Raw genomic sequence first — 15241 nt, 5'->3', positions numbered from 1 at the left:
CTTGCCATCAGTTGATTCCACGAGCACGTGGTCGCTGGATTGGCTGCGTTCTGCGAGCGACAAACAGCTCGACGAAGAACTTCCGAAGCTGGTTGTGGCCGACCAGCAAACCGCCGGTCGCGGTCGTCACGGCAAGTCGTGGTTCGCGGCCGACGATGGATTGGCATGCACGTTGATTGCGAAAGCGTCACCGAACCTCTTGTCGATTGCGGTCGGTGTGGCGGTAGCGGAAACAATCGAAATGTTGGCCGGCCCCACGACCGTCCAATTGAAATGGCCGAACGACGTTTGGATGAATGAATGTAAAGTTGCCGGCATTCTGATCGAGCGGCACGGGGATGCATCATCCGATGGTGACCCCATTTTCGCGATCGGCATCGGGTGCAACTTGCGAAGCCATCCGGGGTTGTCTCAGATCGCAGGTGGCTTTGTCCCGGCGACCTCCATCTCCGAAGCCACCGGACGATTGATCTCTAAAGAGCAGTTGCTGGACATGCTTGGGCCACATTTGTTGGATGTGATCGGTGAGGCTGCTGTGCATCCAAATGACGTGATGCATCGATTTGAGGATCGCAACGTTTTGCGAGGCCAGAACGTTCAGTGCGTGATCGGTGGTCAACCTGTCAGCGGAATCTGCGAAGGATTGGACGAGGGCGGCAGTTTGGTGCTCCGGACTGCCAGCGGGTTGCAGCAATGCAACAGTGGCGAAGTGCAGCGGGTTCGCGGCGGCCTTTCGAATTGAGCACGGCCCCGAGGGTGTGATGTCGAACCGGAAATCTTTTTAGTCGATTTCCGTCCACCACCCAATTTCTGACCTACGTTTCAGTAGAAGTGATTCACGACTCTCGGATTGTTTCTCGGGTTCTGTCCGTGAGGACATCCGTCCCTCATCCTCCTCATTCAGACCAAGTATCTCAAAATGAAACGTACTAAAAAGAACGGTTTCTCGCTTCTCGAAGTGATCGCCGCTGTTGTTATTCTCGCCGTTGTTGCTGCTGCCACCGTCGCCACCGTTGCGCCAATGCGAGCGAAGAGTGAAGACAAATTGGCCGAGCAAGACATCGCTTCGCTCAACGCGATGGCACAAACCTATTACCTCGAAATAGGCTCGTACCCGCGAAACATCGCTTACTTGGTACGCGAAAACTACATCAAAGCTGACGATACTGCGTCGCGAGCTCGCTACAACAAATTGCGTCAGTATCCCTATGACGCAGCAACTGGAACGTTCAGCAAACCAGTGACCAACTAGTCACCGGTTTTCTACCGGACAACTTGCAGATATGCGTCGACGAACCGTTCCAATCCATTCGGTGAGGAACGGTTTCACGTATGTGCCTGCGGGTTTCGTCTACCAATCAACGTCTCCGACGTTCTTGTTCTCATGAGTTCATGCTATGACCCCGCTCGCACCATGCCACCGCATTTCGGTAACGAAGCCTGACGCTCGTCGTCGCGCTGGCGTGACATTGGTCGAAGCGTTGTTGGTCATCATGATCTTAACCGCTTCCATGGTTGCTGCACCGAGCGTTGGAAATCTGTTTTCAAATCGCACGTCCATCCGGCAAGATTCGGATTTGATCGTCCGGTCATTGCGTCTCGCACGTGAAACGGCTGTGTCACGAAGTTGCGCAGTGACGGTGCGTTGGAAGAGTGTCAAAGATGACGACGGCGAGTACCGCATGGTCATTGACATGCTTGCGGCACCTGGGATTTACAGCGACGGAACCGATGCGTTCGGCGCTCAAGCAAATCCTGGTTCCTCCACGTGGATGGTGGATCCCATTGCTTTGCATCCAGATGTCAGCGTGAAGGCGAATGCATCCAGCATTCAGTTCACGCCGACCGGAACTGCTTCGCGAGACCTGCAAATGAAGGTTTCTCGCGATAGTGAGAGTGTCGAGGTTTTGGTTCAGGCATCGTCTGGAAATATCTACAAGGATGCCCCCTGATGAAATTCACCCAAGGAATTTGCTGCGATGACAAAGTCTGTCGTCGTTCGATCCAGCATGGGGCGACGTTGATTGATGTCGCCATAGGAGCCGCTCTGTTGTCATTGGTGTTGATTCCAGCGTTGGGATTGATGGGGCAGTCGAGTCAGCTGTTGCAGAAGCTTGATGTGCAGGACCAATTGCTCTTTGAAGCTGAACGAATCATTGAGCAAACCAAAATTGATCTTTGTGATCCAATTCAATTTGCGACTCGTCGTGGAACCTTCGATGCGGTCGTGGTTGGCAATGAAACGACATCCATGCGTTCGCGTTTGACGATCGAAGATTCATTGGCTCCAAGTTTGCTGACCATGGACGCTTTGGTATGGAAAGACAGCAACAACAATGGTGAGCCGGACGAAGGTGAGCTGAGTCAACAGTTGCGTACGCAGTGGAGCCAGCTATGAACCGGTCACGTACTTTGTCGTCAAAACGCAATGGTGTGAGCCTGATCGAAGCGATCGCCTGTGTTGCGATTGTGGGAACGTTGGCAACCAGCATGGTTGGCATGATGCGAGGTTCGGCTCGCGTGACTGCGATTTCGCAGGGCAACGAGGGTGCTGCGGCGGAAGGTCGACAGGCATTGAGATTTCTCTCCGAACAGATTCGGGAGATGACCAGCACTGGACTTTCCATTGTTTCGATTGGGAATCGTGATATTCAAGTCGACGATGGATTGAATCTGCGAAGGGTTCGGTTCGAAATTCGACGTGCGTCCGATGGTGTCGATCGATCTTTGGTGATGGTGGATCCTTTGCTGGGAGAGACGGTTTGCCTTGGGAATTCGGTTCGGAATTTCGACCTGAATGAGATTGTTGTCACGGGTCGTCGCGTCGGCATTGAGATGACGTTGCAATTGCAAACAACGAGCGATCGTTCAGGGGAGCTTCGCCCGGACCAAGACACAGCAGAAATGACCACCGTCGTTTGTTTATCGCCTCAACTATGAATGCTGCTATGAATGATGCAACGATTGCGAACCGATTCAACCATTCCAAAGCGGTTTGTTACCGGTGCGTGGCATCTTCGCGTTCGAGTCGACTCGGCAATGCTTCACCGCGTGTTGGGTCGGCGGTCGTCTTGAGCTTTTTGGCGATGGCGGTGATGTCATTGGCAGCGATCAGCATCGTTCGATCGCATCGACGTGCCAACGTCCGAGCTGCCAACGTGCGACACCAAGTGGAAGGGCGATTAATCGCGGAAGGGCTGATCCATCGGAACGTTGCCCTGGCGAAAACGAATGGCGTGTTGCCGGTTGCAAGTTTGGATGCAGAGCTGAGCAACTCATCCTTTCCGGATGCATGGGTGGCCCCTCCCGTCATCGACACGACCAACCTAACAGTGTCATTGCAAGTCTACATGTACCCGGGGGCAATCCAGCCCGCGGCGACTGTCACGACATCGATCGCGACTGCACCACCCACTCCATCTGCTCCGGTACCGGTGCCATCGCTTCCAGTTGTCGGTCCGTCGGTTTCTGCCCCGGCAGTGGTCAAACCACCGGCGTCGTAAGTCTCTCTGACGCCACCGACTTGGCTCACTGCAGCAAGACGCCGTCCTGGTTGGCCTGCCAAGTCTGTCGCGTGCGGACATCCATCGCGGTCAAGCAACCGCCGCCATAGCAGTGCGTGTCCAAGCACACCAAGTGACCGACATCGAGAATTTGGGCTTCGTGGTTGGCCGTGTGTCCGACGAACGCGGTTTTGCCACTGTGGTGCGGTTCGGGGACGCCTTGGCGTAGCGAGTGCCAACGAAGCATCTCGACCGTTTGTTCTTCCAATGGAACCGCCGGGTCGTATGCCGCGTGCGTGAAGAAGTAGTCTTCGTAGACGAAGTAGTCACCAAGCGATTCGAAAAAGACCCGGTGGGATTCCGGAAGAAAATCCAGCCCACCGTCGAAGCCGTAGCTATCCAGCGTTTCGACTCCGCCGTATCGCAACCAACTGTGATGCGATTCGCTGCCACGAAGCACATTCAGCATCATTTCTTCGTGATTTCCTTGAAGTGCCACCAGTTGGGTTTTCTGGCCGCACTGCAGGAGGGTTTCAACGGCCCCTTTGGAGTCGGGGCCACGGTCAACGACGTCACCGAGCGTCACCACAATATCGCTCGGTTGAGGATCAATTGCCGCAAGAATCGCTTGCAGAGCGATGTTACAACCGTGGATGTCCCCAATCGCGATCAGGCGTCCAGATGATTCGTTTGTTTGTTCCATCAAATCGGCCTGATCCTCAAGTCAACGAGGTTTTGAATCGAGCGGTGAAGATTGTGAATCGAACTTTCGACTACAATCAAAGGGTTCAAATCGTCGCAAAAAACGTTTGAAAGAGTATCCGGGATCAATCTTGGACCGCAAATCTTCGCCCATGATCGCTGGTTTGCAATCCCACCGCCCGGCTTTGTGAACGCAAACAGCTGAAAATCGGATTTCATGAGCGACTCATCGTTTCTTTCATCGATCAAGAACGCATTGACCTCTGGCTCGCGGTCTGATGACACCGGCGCGTCAAAGCCCAATTTGGTCCAACCTTACGAAAACGGGGATTCGGCCGAGTTGTGGGAAGACGAGTCATTTTGGGACGCCGATGAAACCGTTGCGATGGTCGGCAGCATGTTGGTGCACCTGATCGTCATCCTTTCACTGGCGTTGGTGCAACTACGGAATCCAATCGACGATGAAGCGGTGGTGATGATCGCTCCACCGCCTGAATACGAAGAGACCGTCGACTTGATCGAAGAGATCGTCGTCAGCGATCAACCTCAGGTCGAAATCGGTTCGGATGCCTTGGCCGAATTCGACATGGCGGAAGCCTCAGCAGCGAACTTCGCCGAAATCGCCAACATGGTCAGTCCAGTTGATTTGGAACCGACTGACCTGGGCGACATCATGGTCAACAAAATGTTCAGCCAGCCGGTGGCGCCTCAGGATCGATTGATCGATCAAAAAGGTCGCGTCGGACAAGGAACCGCCGGCGCGTCAGGTGCCGTGGATCAAATCACGTTTGAAGTGATGCAAGCGGCGGAAGAACGCCCGACTTTGATCGTGTGGTTGTTCGACCAAAGTGGTTCGCTCACGCGGCAACGCCAAGACATTCGCGAACGGTTCGATCGCATCTACGAAGAACTTGGTATGCTTCGCGAACAACTGGATTCGAAGACCGCGGGCGATGATCCTGACGATCCCGCCAAGTCACGTGTGCTGACATCGATCATCGGGTTTGGTGAAAAGGTTCAGTTGTTCACGGAAGAACCCACGGCCGACTTGGAATTGATCAAGCAAACCGTCGCCGACATTCCCGTCGACAATTCAGGCACCGAGCGAGTTTTCACGGCGATCGAATCTGCCGCCAAACAATACAAATCGCTGCGTCGCAATGCTGGAACCCGCGGCCCCAAACGCAACGTGATGTTTGTTGTCGTGACCGATGAACGAGGCGATGACGCTCACTTGTTGGAATCGTCGATTGGATCCTGTCGTAAATGGGGCATCCCGGTTTATGTCGTGGGCGTGCCCGCTCCGTTCGGTCGCGAACACACGTTGGTCAAGTACGTGGACCCTGATCCTGAGTACGACCAAACACCTCAATGGGCCCAGGTGGATCAGGGACCCGAAACATTTTTGCCCGAACGCGTTCAATTGAGCTTCACCGGAAACTTCGAGCAGGAGCCGGTGATCGACAGTGGATTTGGGCCGTATGGCTTGACTCGGTTGTGTTACGAAACGGGAGGGATTTACTTCACCGTTCACCCCAACCGCAACGTTTCACGAGAGGTTCGGCGACGAGAAATCGATGCGTTCACTGCGGATTTGCGTGCGTTCTTTGATCCGACCGCGATGGCTCGCTATCGGCCGGATTACTTGTCGCCGCAGGATTACGTCAAAGCCGTCAAGCGAAGCCCTCTTCGCCAAGCGTTGATCGCAGCCGCGCAAATTAAAAATGTGAATGGGATCCAACGCCCTCAAACTCGATTCGTGAAACGCAACGAAGCTGGGTTGGCTCAAGCGTTGACGACTGCTCAGCAAGATGCCGCGAAATTGGAACCGGTTTTGATTCAGCTGGCTGCGACCTTGGAGCAAGGTTTGAAAGATCGCGAGGAAGAAGAGAGTCTTCGCTGGTTGGCGGGATTCGATTTGGCGTACGGCCGTGTGTTGGCTCAAAAAGTTCGGACGGAGACCTACAACGCGATTCTCGCGAAAGCGAAGCGTGGGATGCCTTTCGAGAAAGAGAAAAACAACACGTGGGTTCTGAAACCGGCTGACGAAATCTCGGTCGGTAGCAAGTGGCAACGCGAGGCGGATACCGCTCGCGAATTCTTGCAACGTGTGGTCGCCGATCATGAAGGCACCCCTTGGGCAATGCTGGCGGAAAAAGAGTTGGAAGTTCCGATTGGTTGGGTTTGGACCGAGACGTTCACCGATTTGAGTCCGCCTCGAAACAACAACGGCGGTAACAACGGGAACAACAATCCGCCACCACGCGACGATCAAAAACGCATGATCAAGCGAGCGCCAAAACGCCCCGTGCCGAAGCTCTAGACGCACCACGCCGCAGGTCGTGGTTCGCCTGCTGACTCCGTGAAACTGCCTTTCAATCGATTGGTGGACTCAATCCGAAACACCCTCCATTGGTGTGGCGGCCACCGCCGGAAACTTCGTAGGTTCCGCTCAAGCGTCAAGGTCGACGCTTCCGATACCACCGATACCGGCACACCTGAGCCGACTTTGGCTCCCTTTGAGAAAGACAAAAAGGATTTTGTCCGATGCGTTTGACCTCCAAACCACCGCGAATTGATTCTTCCACTGCGTCCTCGCAATGGTCGCGAGTGATGCCGGCGACGGTCTTGCTCGGTCTGACAACGATCTTCACCGGTGTCGCCCAAGCAGAAATTACTTGGCGAAAAGATTTGACCGCTGCCCAAGCGGAAGCACAGCAAAACGGCAAAGGATTGTTGCTGCACTTCACCAGCGACAATTGCGTTTGGTGTGATCGCTTGGAAGCCGGTGCTTTCAAGAGCCCTGAAGTGGGCTCAGCCGTCGAGAAGAAGTTTGTGCCCGTCAAAGTCCACGCTGGCAAATCGCCTGAGTTGGCCAAAATGTTTGGCGTCACCAAGTTTCCGACCGACGTGATGATCACGCCAACTGGCAAGCCTTTGGGCACGTCGGTCAGTCCACAAGATCCGACTCGCTACATCGCGATGTTGGCACTCGCGGCTAGAAAAATGCCCGCGGCGGCACCCGCCACACAAGCACCAAACGCACCGCAAACGATGTTGGCGTCCAACGCTTCGCCGACCACTCCTGCGAAGGCTGCTGTCGCAACCACACCACCTCGAACTCAGCAGAACCCGCACGTTGCATCGAACAACCTGCCTTCGCCCGACAGTCAGTTCGCTGGCGGAGCGACCGGTCAACTGGCCGGAGCACGCACTGACGGAATGACGCTTGGCATGCCCGCTCAAGCAGCACCTCAACGGGAAGCCAAAACGCCAGCCTTTGGTACCGACCAGCCCAAGCTCGCGATGGAAGGTTTCTGTTCCGTTACCGTGATCAACGAAGATCAATGGATCGAAGGCAATCCGAAGTTCGGAGTTGTACACCTTGGAAAGCTGTATCTGTTCCAAAGCGAAGCCAAGATGAAAACCTTCTTGGCTGACCCGGCTCCTTACACACCCGTGTTGAATGAAATCGACGTGGTTCGCTTCTTCGAAGAACGAGTGATCGTTCCCGGAAAACGTCAGTTCGGAATGAAAGATCCTGTTCATCAACGAATGTTCTTCTTCGCGGATGAAGCGGCGATGGATCATTTCTGGAACGAGTACGAACGCTACACCGACGCCGCGATTGAAGTCATGGATCACGCCGTGCGGGATGCAAATCCCGGACTGAACTGATCCAAAGATCGCCGCTAGCACACTGCTTGAATCCGCTCATGCCTCGTTGGTCTTTACCAGCGAGGCATTTTGCGTTGCTGCAGTGATTCCCGAGTGCGGATTATTTCGGATGTAGCGGATGTTTGTTGTGAGCCGCTCACAGAAACCTGGAAGGGTGCACCGATTGCGGTCTGTTTGATGCGTTGTCACTGTCAGTGGGGTACCCTTTCGGGCGGAACCACGTCGCGGGGGCGAGGCCGCATTGCGCGTACTTGTTGAGATGAACGCATGCCGTCGTGCACCTCGGTTGTTTCAGGTTCCACTATCAATTCAACCAACGTTTCCAAGCAGACCACGTCGTGGTTTGTCTTCGCGGGAGCAACGTTGCTGGGGGCCTTTTTGGTGTTCCAGGTTCAACCTGTGATCAGCAAGTGTGTGTTGCCTTGGTTTGGTGGCACGCCCGCTGTTTGGACGACTTGCTTGCTGTTCTTTCAGGTCCTGCTGTTCGCTGGTTACCTGTACGCCCACTGTCTCAGACGTTTCTTGCCGCCGGCATTGCAAGGAGTCGTGCACCTGGCGTTGTTGTGTGCGGCCGCATGGTCTTTGCCGATCGCGCCCTCGGACGCTTGGAAGCCTGTCGGAACCGAAGACCCAACGTGGGCGTTGCTTTGGTTGCTGACCGCACACGTCGCTCTGCCGTATTTCGTGCTCTCCAGCACTGGGCCTTTGGTCCAAGCATGGTTGAGCTATGAAAACCAATCCGACTCCGTCTATCGGCTTTATGCCCTTTCCAATGTCGGTTCGTTGGTGGCTCTGCTGAGCTACCCGTTTGTCGTGGAACCATTGCTGTCAATCGAACAGCAATCCATTTTCTGGTCGCTGGCGTTTTACGGTTTTGTCGTCGTGGATGGCTGGTTGGCAATCAGTTTGCTGCGTCGACGAAAGCAAAGTGTCGCCACGTCAGGCGAAGCTTCTGCAACCGATCAACCGGTACTCGCCGGCTTGCGAGTTGCGGACTGGACCGTTTGGATTGGATTGCCGGCCTTGGCTTCCGTGATGTTGTTGGTGGTGACCAGCCATGTTTGCCAAGACATTGCCGTGATGCCGTTTCTTTGGGTGTTGCCATTGAGTCTGTATCTGCTGAGCTTCATCGTCAGTTTTGATTCGCCGACCTGGTATCGCCCCAAACTTATCGCGGCCTTCACCGGTTTCGCGTTTGTCGTTATTCAGCTGAAAGGCTGGTTCCCCGGAACATGGCAAATGCCCGTGGAAGCACTCTCCTACTTGGTCGTCTTGTTTGGCGTTTGCTTGTTGTGTCACGGCGAGACCGCGGCCCGCAAACCGGCCACTCAGCGATTGACTTTGTATTACGCACTGATTTCGTTTGGCGGTGCAATGGGCGGGATCCTGGTCGCGCTAGTTTGTCCGCTCGTGTTCCAGGACTACCGCGAACTTCCCATCGCCATGTCTTTGTCGATCGGTGTGGTTGCGATCACTTTCTTGGCATCGCGGTCTTGGTTGACGATGACCTGTGATTGGAGATTGTCCAAAGGCATCACCGGATTGATCGTAGCGATCATCGGATTCACTGCCGTCGTGACCACCTTGACGAATCGAACCGACACGATTGATCAGCGTCGCAACTTCTTTGGTGTGCTTCGAGTCGAGAACGATGCCGAACGGATCCAATTGGTGCATGGCAATACGATCCATGGAATCCAGTTGCACGGTCCGGAACGGATGACTCCGACGTCTTACTTTGGACACAGCAGCGGCGTCGGGCGATTGATTCACACAATGCAAGCCGAGTCACCTGAAATGCGAATCGGAGTCATTGGACTTGGGTGCGGTGTATTGGCCGCGTACGGTCGAGAGTCGGACACGATGGATATGTACGAGATCAATCCCGATGTGTTGGCGATCGCCAAAGAACACTTCACGTTCCTCAGCGATTGCCCCGCCACGATCGAGCATCACTTGGGCGATGGTCGTTTGTTGCTGGAGCGACACACCGACAAGAAGTTTGACTTGCTGATCTTGGATGCGTTCAGCAGCGACGCGATTCCTGCCCACCTACTAACGCTCGAAGCGATGCAACTGTACCGGAATCGGTTGGCGGAGGATGGCGTGTTGGCTGTCCACGTCTCGAACAATCATCTCGATTTGGTGCCGCTCACGCACCGGCTGACCCAAGCGATCGGAATGTCAAGCCGATTGATTCAAAACGATCATTGCGACCAGGTTTACACCCGTCCGTCACGCTGGGTCATCGCCACTGATCGCGACGATTCATTTTGGGAATCGGAGCATCTGAGCGTGGCCCACAAGCCGAATGCGGCCGTTGTTGAATCCGCCCCATTGTGGACGGACCAGCATCACAACTTGGCCAGCGTGCTGATTTGGCCGTCACTTTGAGGCTGGCGACGTTGAGCTGTTGGAAATAAGGCACACTGAGATCATCCGTATTTCAGATGCATTTCCCGAGCGAAGAAGTGCAAAGAATCGTCGAATCGAGGTACCGACGGGCTTGACGCAACGCGAATCAAGTCGATAATCTGCCTCTTCAACCCGGGGGATTAGCTCAGTTGGGAGAGCGACGCGCTGGCAGCGCGTAGGTCATCGGTTCAAGTCCGTTATCCTCCACTCCGAAAGCCGCTTGCAATTTCGCAAGCGGCTTTTTTCGTGCGCCGATCTTGAGATTGGATGCGACAGCATTTCCTGGCATTCCGCTGCATGTGTGCTTTGGGATTGGGGACTTGCTGATGTTGCATCCCCTGCCCTTTCGCATCGCATTCACGCCGTCACTCGGTGATTGAGTTGAAGGAATGAATTCGATGGAGGCTTCTTCTCGTTTTGGCCAGGAGTGCCGTTGCGCCCTGTCGTTCAGCCAACTCGATCGATTTGCGAAACCACAGCGCCGCTCCATGATTGTCCGCAGGGTCGTACAACAAAGCGACCTCTCCTCGAAGGCGTAAAATCTCGGCTTCGTAGAATCGTTCGTCGGTTTTGTCGGCGAACGCTTGAGCTTGGTTTAAAGCTTCCGACGCGGCACCGGAGTCATGGTTCTTGAGACAGCTTTCGGCCAGCAATGTGTAGAAGTAATGGCAACCCGCGGTGGTTCCGGATGCACGCCACTGCGTCACGCCATCTTGGATGGTTTGTATCGCACCTTCGTGGTCGCCGCGGGCGGACTGGACCCAGCCACGAATCGCCAGTGTCCACGCGTTCCAAAACGGAAAGCCGTACTCTCTGCCAAGTTGATCTGATCGATTACAAGTTGCCTCGGTCCGGTCAACGTCACCTCGCAGCTGATGTAGCCATTGCGAAAAACCTACCGGCAAAATGAGCGACACGGGATGCGTCAATGGTTCGCCCTGGGCAATCGCCTGATCACTTTGAACAAGCGCCTGCTTTGAGTCGCCTTGCAACCAAAGCGTCCAGGCAAGATATGCCCGAGCGGTGACCCAAACATCGACAACGTCGGTCTTCGAGATCTCGTTTCGCAGTTCAATCGTGGGCTGAACCTCCAAAATCGCCTCGAGATGTTGGCGTGCGGAGTCAAGCCTGCCTCGATAAGCGTCTGTGGTTCCGATCGCTCGATGAGCCATCAGCAGCATGGCGATGTCTTGCGTTTCTCGAGCGGTCCTCAATAAGGTCTCCGCCAAATTGCTTGCCTGACTGAGCTGCGATTGAAGTACGTGGTAGCGGAACAATCCATAAGCGACCGGAAAGGTGGCCAGTGCATCGTCAAGTTGCTCACACAGAATCAATGCCCGTTGATAATTCGTGAAAACTTCTGCAGCAGCGTAGCCATGAATCGCTTGCAAGTGGACGCCCAAAAGGCTGCGTAGCTCAATCTCTTTTCGATCTCGCTCGACTGACGCTTCGATGTGTCCAAGTGCCTGAAGTGCCATTCCAAGATGGCTCTCGGCTTCCAGATGGGCAGCGGCTTGTGTCGCATTCTGAGCCGCTTGCAGCCAATGTTCCACTGCTTGGGGCCAGTTGTGGGCTCGGTGGAAGTGATGAGCGATGACTTCGGCCGGATACGGTGACTGGCACGCGAGGAAATGATTCGCGATCCGCCCGTGAGTGAGCTGTTGTTGCGAAGCAATCATCGTTTCATAGGCTGCGTCTTGGATCAGAGCGTGCTTGAACGTAAAACGTGAGTCGTCACGACGCGAATCGCGGAAAAGCAATTCAGAACGGACCAGCGTATCCAATTCGAAATTCAGTTCGCTATCGGTGGCATCACAAATTGCCTGGATCGCATCCCAATCAAAACTGCGTCCGATGGCAGCGCCTCGCTGAATTGCTTCGGGAATCCTGCCGCCGTCTTGCATGCGTGAGAGCAGCAAGTCTTGCAAGCGATCTGGAATCGCATCGCTCCCTAAAACGGATCCAGACTCAAAAATCGTAGCAATTTGTTCGATGAACAAAGGAATGCCGTCTGTTCGTTGCAGCCAATCCGAAGCTTCATGCTCGTTAGCTTTCTCTTCTCCGACGCAAAACGCGAACATCTCCCGCATTTGCACACTGTCGAGCCGTTGAAGCTTCATGCGACTGACACCCGAATGATCACCCCAGTCTGTTTTGAACTCCGGGCGATGAGTCATTACCGCCATCATCGAAGGAGGAAATCCGTTTGCAATGACACGCCGTAGCAATTCTAAGGTCGACGGGTCGGCCCAGTGGAGGTCTTCCAACACCAAGAGAACCGGCGATCGCTTCGCGTAAGCGTTCAACCAGTCTCGAAGCAACTCGAATGTGGCTTCCTTTTTCGCCGCTGGTGAGAGATCGAGGGGCGGGTAGCATCCAGCCAGCGAGATGGAAAGCAACGATGCCATCAAGCCCACTTCTTGATCGCCTTCAATCCCCAGATCGTCTAGGTATCGAACCATCTTGCTGAGTTGTTTGATTGCGGGAACTGATTCGTCGATCCCTATGCTTCGTCGCAAGCACGCGACGACCCCATGCAGACTACTCTGTCGATAGTAGGGATCAGAGTGAATCAAGAGCTGGATGGGACGTTGCTCTCGTGGGCTATCATCGCTGGGCTTACCCGCCCGAGAATCCACCCACTGGCATAGCCAATGAATCAATCGTGACTTGCCAATTCCCGGCTCTCCAGAGACCAGTGTCACGGACCCTTCACCGGAGGATGTTTGACGCCAGCGTTCTTGCAAACAACTGGTTGCGTCGTCACGGCCAATCATAGGTGTCAGCCGGCCTCGCAGGCCCGCCCAATCGAGAGACCCAGTCTTTCCTTCACCGAGTACTTGATGCAATGCAAACTGCTCGGATTTGCCGAGCTGGATCGAATCCAGCGGCTTCGTTTCGTAGTACGTCTTGACTCCAATACGCGCCGCGTCGCTGACGACCACATGCCGCGGTAGCGCTCTTCGTGTCATTTCAGCGACGACATATCGCAAATGTCCGTTGAGTTCAAAAGCATTTTCTGTTTCGTATTCACCATCGCTCACGACGACGGCGCGGTCACAATGAACGACCGCTTTGCTAAGCACGGTCACGCCGCTCATTCGCTGCCATCGTTCGGCCAGTTCAGGAAACTTGTCTTGAAACTCGAGCGCGGTACGAACGCCTCGTCTCAGACAAACTTCGCCTGCGATGGGAAAACCAAAACTGAATAGCCCTCCCAGGTCAGTGCGACCCACCAAACGACCCTGCTGCTTCACAACAAGGTCCTGGCAGAACTGCATGAACTCCTCGTGCATCACGCTTTGTTCGTCGAGACTGAGGATCGCCTGTGTGTCCGAAGACGAGAATAAGTCCGACGCAAGATGCAAAAGCGTAATTTGACGTTGCATGCTCGCTCGCTTTATCCGTCGACCGCGTTTGCGTTGCATCCTTGATTGCGGTGGACCTGACGTCGCCTTCCATTCCGAATCTTCGGACGTATTCGAAGTGTCTCGATGTGTTTCGCGACCTCTACGATTCGATAATTCGCGGCGGACACACGCCAGTTCGGATGCTAGATCGTCAGCTGTTGCGTGGCGGTCAGGGAAATCCTTCGCCATGGCTTTCAAGCAGACCTGTTCCAGCATCGGCGGAATGGCGGGGGCCAACTGACGCGGAGGCTGGGGATCGTCCTGTCGAATCTGCTGGCGGAGTTCTTCGGCATCGCTGGAACGAAAAGGCAGATGCCCGGTTAACATCCGATATAAAATGACACCTAGCGAATAAATATCGGTGCGGCCGTCGATGCGATGGCCTTGCCCTATCACCTGTTCGGGCGACATAAAACTGGGCGTGCCCGCCACGACACCCCGGCGACGTTTGGCCGTTGAACCAATCAAGTCGTGAATCGCCAAATCAAAATCCACAATCACAGGATGACGGCCGTCACGCATGATGATGTTTTGTGGTTTTAAATCTCGGTGCACGATGCGGTGGGCATGAGCGTGGGCAAGCGCCGATGTCAGTTCGATCGCAATGTCAACAACGCGGGCGGTCGCTAATTGATTCTGTTTCAACCAAACTTCAAGCGTGTCCCCGGGGACAAACGTTGAAACCAAGTAGTGAAAGTCACCGCTGATTCCAGCATCGATGAATGGTACGATCCCGGGATGGTTGAGTTGTGCCAGCAGTTTCGCCTCATCTTTGAAGCGTTCATGACTGTCAGCGTTCGGGTCGAGCCTTACAAGTTTGATCGCTACCTGTTCATTGTTTCGTTGATTCCGCCCCAGGTAAACGACGCCGAACGCTCCCTCAGCCATACGGTTTTCAATTGCGTAGTGCGAAACTTGTTTCGGGATCGCTACCTTGTCAGACGGAAGGCTCATCCATCGCTCCTTCACTCATCCAAATTTGCCGGATCAAGTTAAGACGTCGTTCGACGGACCGTTTGGACATGTCGGCACGCTGGGCAATCTCGTCACATGAATAGCCCTCAATCCGCAACAACGCAATCATCTCCAAAACGTCATCTTCCAAGGAATCAAACAACCTTTGACAATCAGCCGAAAAGATTGCCAGGGCATCAGGACCGTCCGATGGCGAAGCGACATTCTCAATGCCAGATGTTTTGCCGAGCGTTTCAAACGCCGATTCGCCGCTGACATTACCGCCGCCTCGTTTGGCCGCGTTCTGTTGGCGTATGTAGGAACGAGCTTTTCGAGACGCGATGCAAAACAACAATTTCCATAGTGAGTCGCGTCCTTTCACGTCGCCAAGGGCTCCCATTTGAGCTCCACGGCAAAAACTTTTAAACGCGCTCAGGGCGACATCTTCTTCGTCTAGAACACGACGCAGTCGGCTTGGCAATTTTTGACGGGAATAGTTTAAAAGTCGCGGGTAGCAGAATTCCCACAGTTCGGTCGTCGCATCTTCGTCGCCTTCTTCTACAGCACGCAAGCAGCGAG

General features: G+C 54.5%; 12 protein-coding genes and 1 tRNA gene. 10 read left to right on the top strand and 3 right to left on the bottom strand.

What is annotated here, in order from left to right; all coding sequences use genetic code 11:
- Nucleotide 1: 1 nt before the first annotated feature.
- From CEE69_RS09355 to CEE69_RS09330, 6 genes are all read left to right on the top strand, one after another.
- Complete coding sequence (locus CEE69_RS09355; protein WP_233215075.1) at nt 2–742, top strand: biotin--[acetyl-CoA-carboxylase] ligase; 741 nt, start codon at nt 2–4, stop codon at nt 740–742.
- Nucleotides 743–919: 177 nt separating this feature from the next.
- A complete protein-coding gene (locus tag CEE69_RS09350) occupies nt 920–1252 on the top strand; it encodes a prepilin-type N-terminal cleavage/methylation domain-containing protein (RefSeq protein ID WP_099260397.1) in 333 nt (110 codons plus the stop codon).
- A 145-nt stretch (nt 1253–1397) separates the two neighbouring features.
- The gene (locus CEE69_RS09345; RefSeq protein WP_233215074.1) at nt 1398–1952 is read left to right on the top strand and encodes a GspH/FimT family pseudopilin; all 555 of its coding nucleotides are present in this window, start codon (nt 1398–1400) and stop codon (nt 1950–1952) included.
- Nucleotides 1952–2398: a type IV pilus modification PilV family protein gene (locus tag CEE69_RS09340; protein ID WP_099260396.1), complete on the top strand. Its 447-nt coding sequence runs from the start codon at nt 1952–1954 to the stop codon at nt 2396–2398. The genes CEE69_RS09345 and CEE69_RS09340 overlap by 1 nt, the downstream gene beginning before the upstream one ends.
- Nucleotides 2395–2940, top strand: a complete 546-nt coding sequence (locus CEE69_RS09335; RefSeq protein WP_099260395.1) for a hypothetical protein — start codon at nt 2395–2397, stop codon at nt 2938–2940. Before CEE69_RS09340 ends, CEE69_RS09335 begins: the two co-directional genes overlap by 4 nt.
- A gap of 8 nt (nt 2941–2948) precedes the next feature.
- Entirely contained in the window at nt 2949–3503 is a 555-nt protein-coding gene (locus CEE69_RS09330; RefSeq protein WP_199169833.1) for a hypothetical protein, read from the top strand.
- A gap of 25 nt (nt 3504–3528) precedes the next feature.
- On the opposite strand, the gene CEE69_RS09325 is transcribed toward CEE69_RS09330, so the two are convergent.
- Nucleotides 3529–4206, bottom strand: coding sequence for a metallophosphoesterase family protein (locus CEE69_RS09325; protein WP_099260394.1), 678 nt, complete (start codon nt 4204–4206; stop codon nt 3529–3531).
- 216 nt (nt 4207–4422) lie between these two features.
- Between CEE69_RS09325 and CEE69_RS09315 the strand changes: the two genes are divergently transcribed.
- The 4 genes from CEE69_RS09315 (at nt 4423) to CEE69_RS09300 (ending at nt 10505) form a co-directional block, all read left to right on the top strand.
- Nucleotides 4423–6528, top strand: coding sequence for a vWA domain-containing protein (locus CEE69_RS09315; protein WP_099260392.1), 2106 nt, complete (start codon nt 4423–4425; stop codon nt 6526–6528).
- A 224-nt stretch (nt 6529–6752) separates the two neighbouring features.
- Complete coding sequence (locus CEE69_RS09310; RefSeq protein ID WP_099260391.1) at nt 6753–7883, top strand: DUF255 domain-containing protein; 1131 nt, start codon at nt 6753–6755, stop codon at nt 7881–7883.
- Nucleotides 7884–8150: 267 nt separating this feature from the next.
- Nucleotides 8151–10277, top strand: a complete 2127-nt coding sequence (locus CEE69_RS09305) for a fused MFS/spermidine synthase (RefSeq protein ID WP_099260390.1) — start codon at nt 8151–8153, stop codon at nt 10275–10277.
- Nucleotides 10278–10432: 155 nt separating this feature from the next.
- Nucleotides 10433–10505: transfer RNA gene (locus CEE69_RS09300), tRNA-Ala, on the top strand.
- 158 nt (nt 10506–10663) lie between these two features.
- Here the strand turns inward: CEE69_RS09300 and CEE69_RS09295 are convergent.
- Together CEE69_RS09295 and CEE69_RS09290 are read right to left on the bottom strand one after the other, a co-directional pair.
- Complete coding sequence (locus CEE69_RS09295; protein ID WP_099260389.1) at nt 10664–14662, bottom strand: protein kinase domain-containing protein; 3999 nt, start codon at nt 14660–14662, stop codon at nt 10664–10666.
- The gene (locus tag CEE69_RS09290) at nt 14646–15233 is read right to left on the bottom strand and encodes an ECF-type sigma factor (RefSeq protein WP_099260485.1); all 588 of its coding nucleotides are present in this window, start codon (nt 15231–15233) and stop codon (nt 14646–14648) included. Before CEE69_RS09290 ends, CEE69_RS09295 begins: the two co-directional genes overlap by 17 nt.
- Between the last annotated feature and the right edge of the window lie 8 nt (nt 15234–15241).

Origin of the sequence: Rhodopirellula bahusiensis (assembly GCF_002727185.1) — a bacterium.
Classification (GTDB): domain Bacteria; phylum Planctomycetota; class Planctomycetia; order Pirellulales; family Pirellulaceae; genus Rhodopirellula; species Rhodopirellula bahusiensis.
The sequence above is the reverse complement of the archived record's forward strand: the minus strand, read 5'-3'. Positions and strand labels throughout refer to the sequence as shown.

Bases quoted from the DNA above. Each gene is read 5' to 3' on its own strand.
- CEE69_RS09350 (WP_099260397.1), top strand. From the start codon at position 920: ATGAAACGTACTAAAAAGAACGGTTTCTCGCTTCTCGAAGTGATCGCC.
- CEE69_RS09345 (WP_233215074.1), top strand. From the start codon at position 1,398: ATGACCCCGCTCGCACCATGCCACCGCATTTCGGTAACGAAGCCTGAC.
- CEE69_RS09340 (WP_099260396.1), top strand. From the start codon at position 1,952: ATGAAATTCACCCAAGGAATTTGCTGCGATGACAAAGTCTGTCGTCGT.
- CEE69_RS09335 (WP_099260395.1), top strand. From the start codon at position 2,395: ATGAACCGGTCACGTACTTTGTCGTCAAAACGCAATGGTGTGAGCCTG.
- CEE69_RS09330 (WP_199169833.1), top strand. From the start codon at position 2,949: ATGAATGATGCAACGATTGCGAACCGATTCAACCATTCCAAAGCGGTT.
- CEE69_RS09325 (WP_099260394.1), bottom strand. From the start codon at position 4,206: ATGGAACAAACAAACGAATCATCTGGACGCCTGATCGCGATTGGGGAC.
- CEE69_RS09315 (WP_099260392.1), top strand. From the start codon at position 4,423: ATGAGCGACTCATCGTTTCTTTCATCGATCAAGAACGCATTGACCTCT.
- CEE69_RS09310 (WP_099260391.1), top strand. From the start codon at position 6,753: ATGCGTTTGACCTCCAAACCACCGCGAATTGATTCTTCCACTGCGTCC.
- CEE69_RS09305 (WP_099260390.1), top strand. From the start codon at position 8,151: ATGCCGTCGTGCACCTCGGTTGTTTCAGGTTCCACTATCAATTCAACC.
- CEE69_RS09295 (WP_099260389.1), bottom strand. From the start codon at position 14,662: ATGAGCCTTCCGTCTGACAAGGTAGCGATCCCGAAACAAGTTTCGCAC.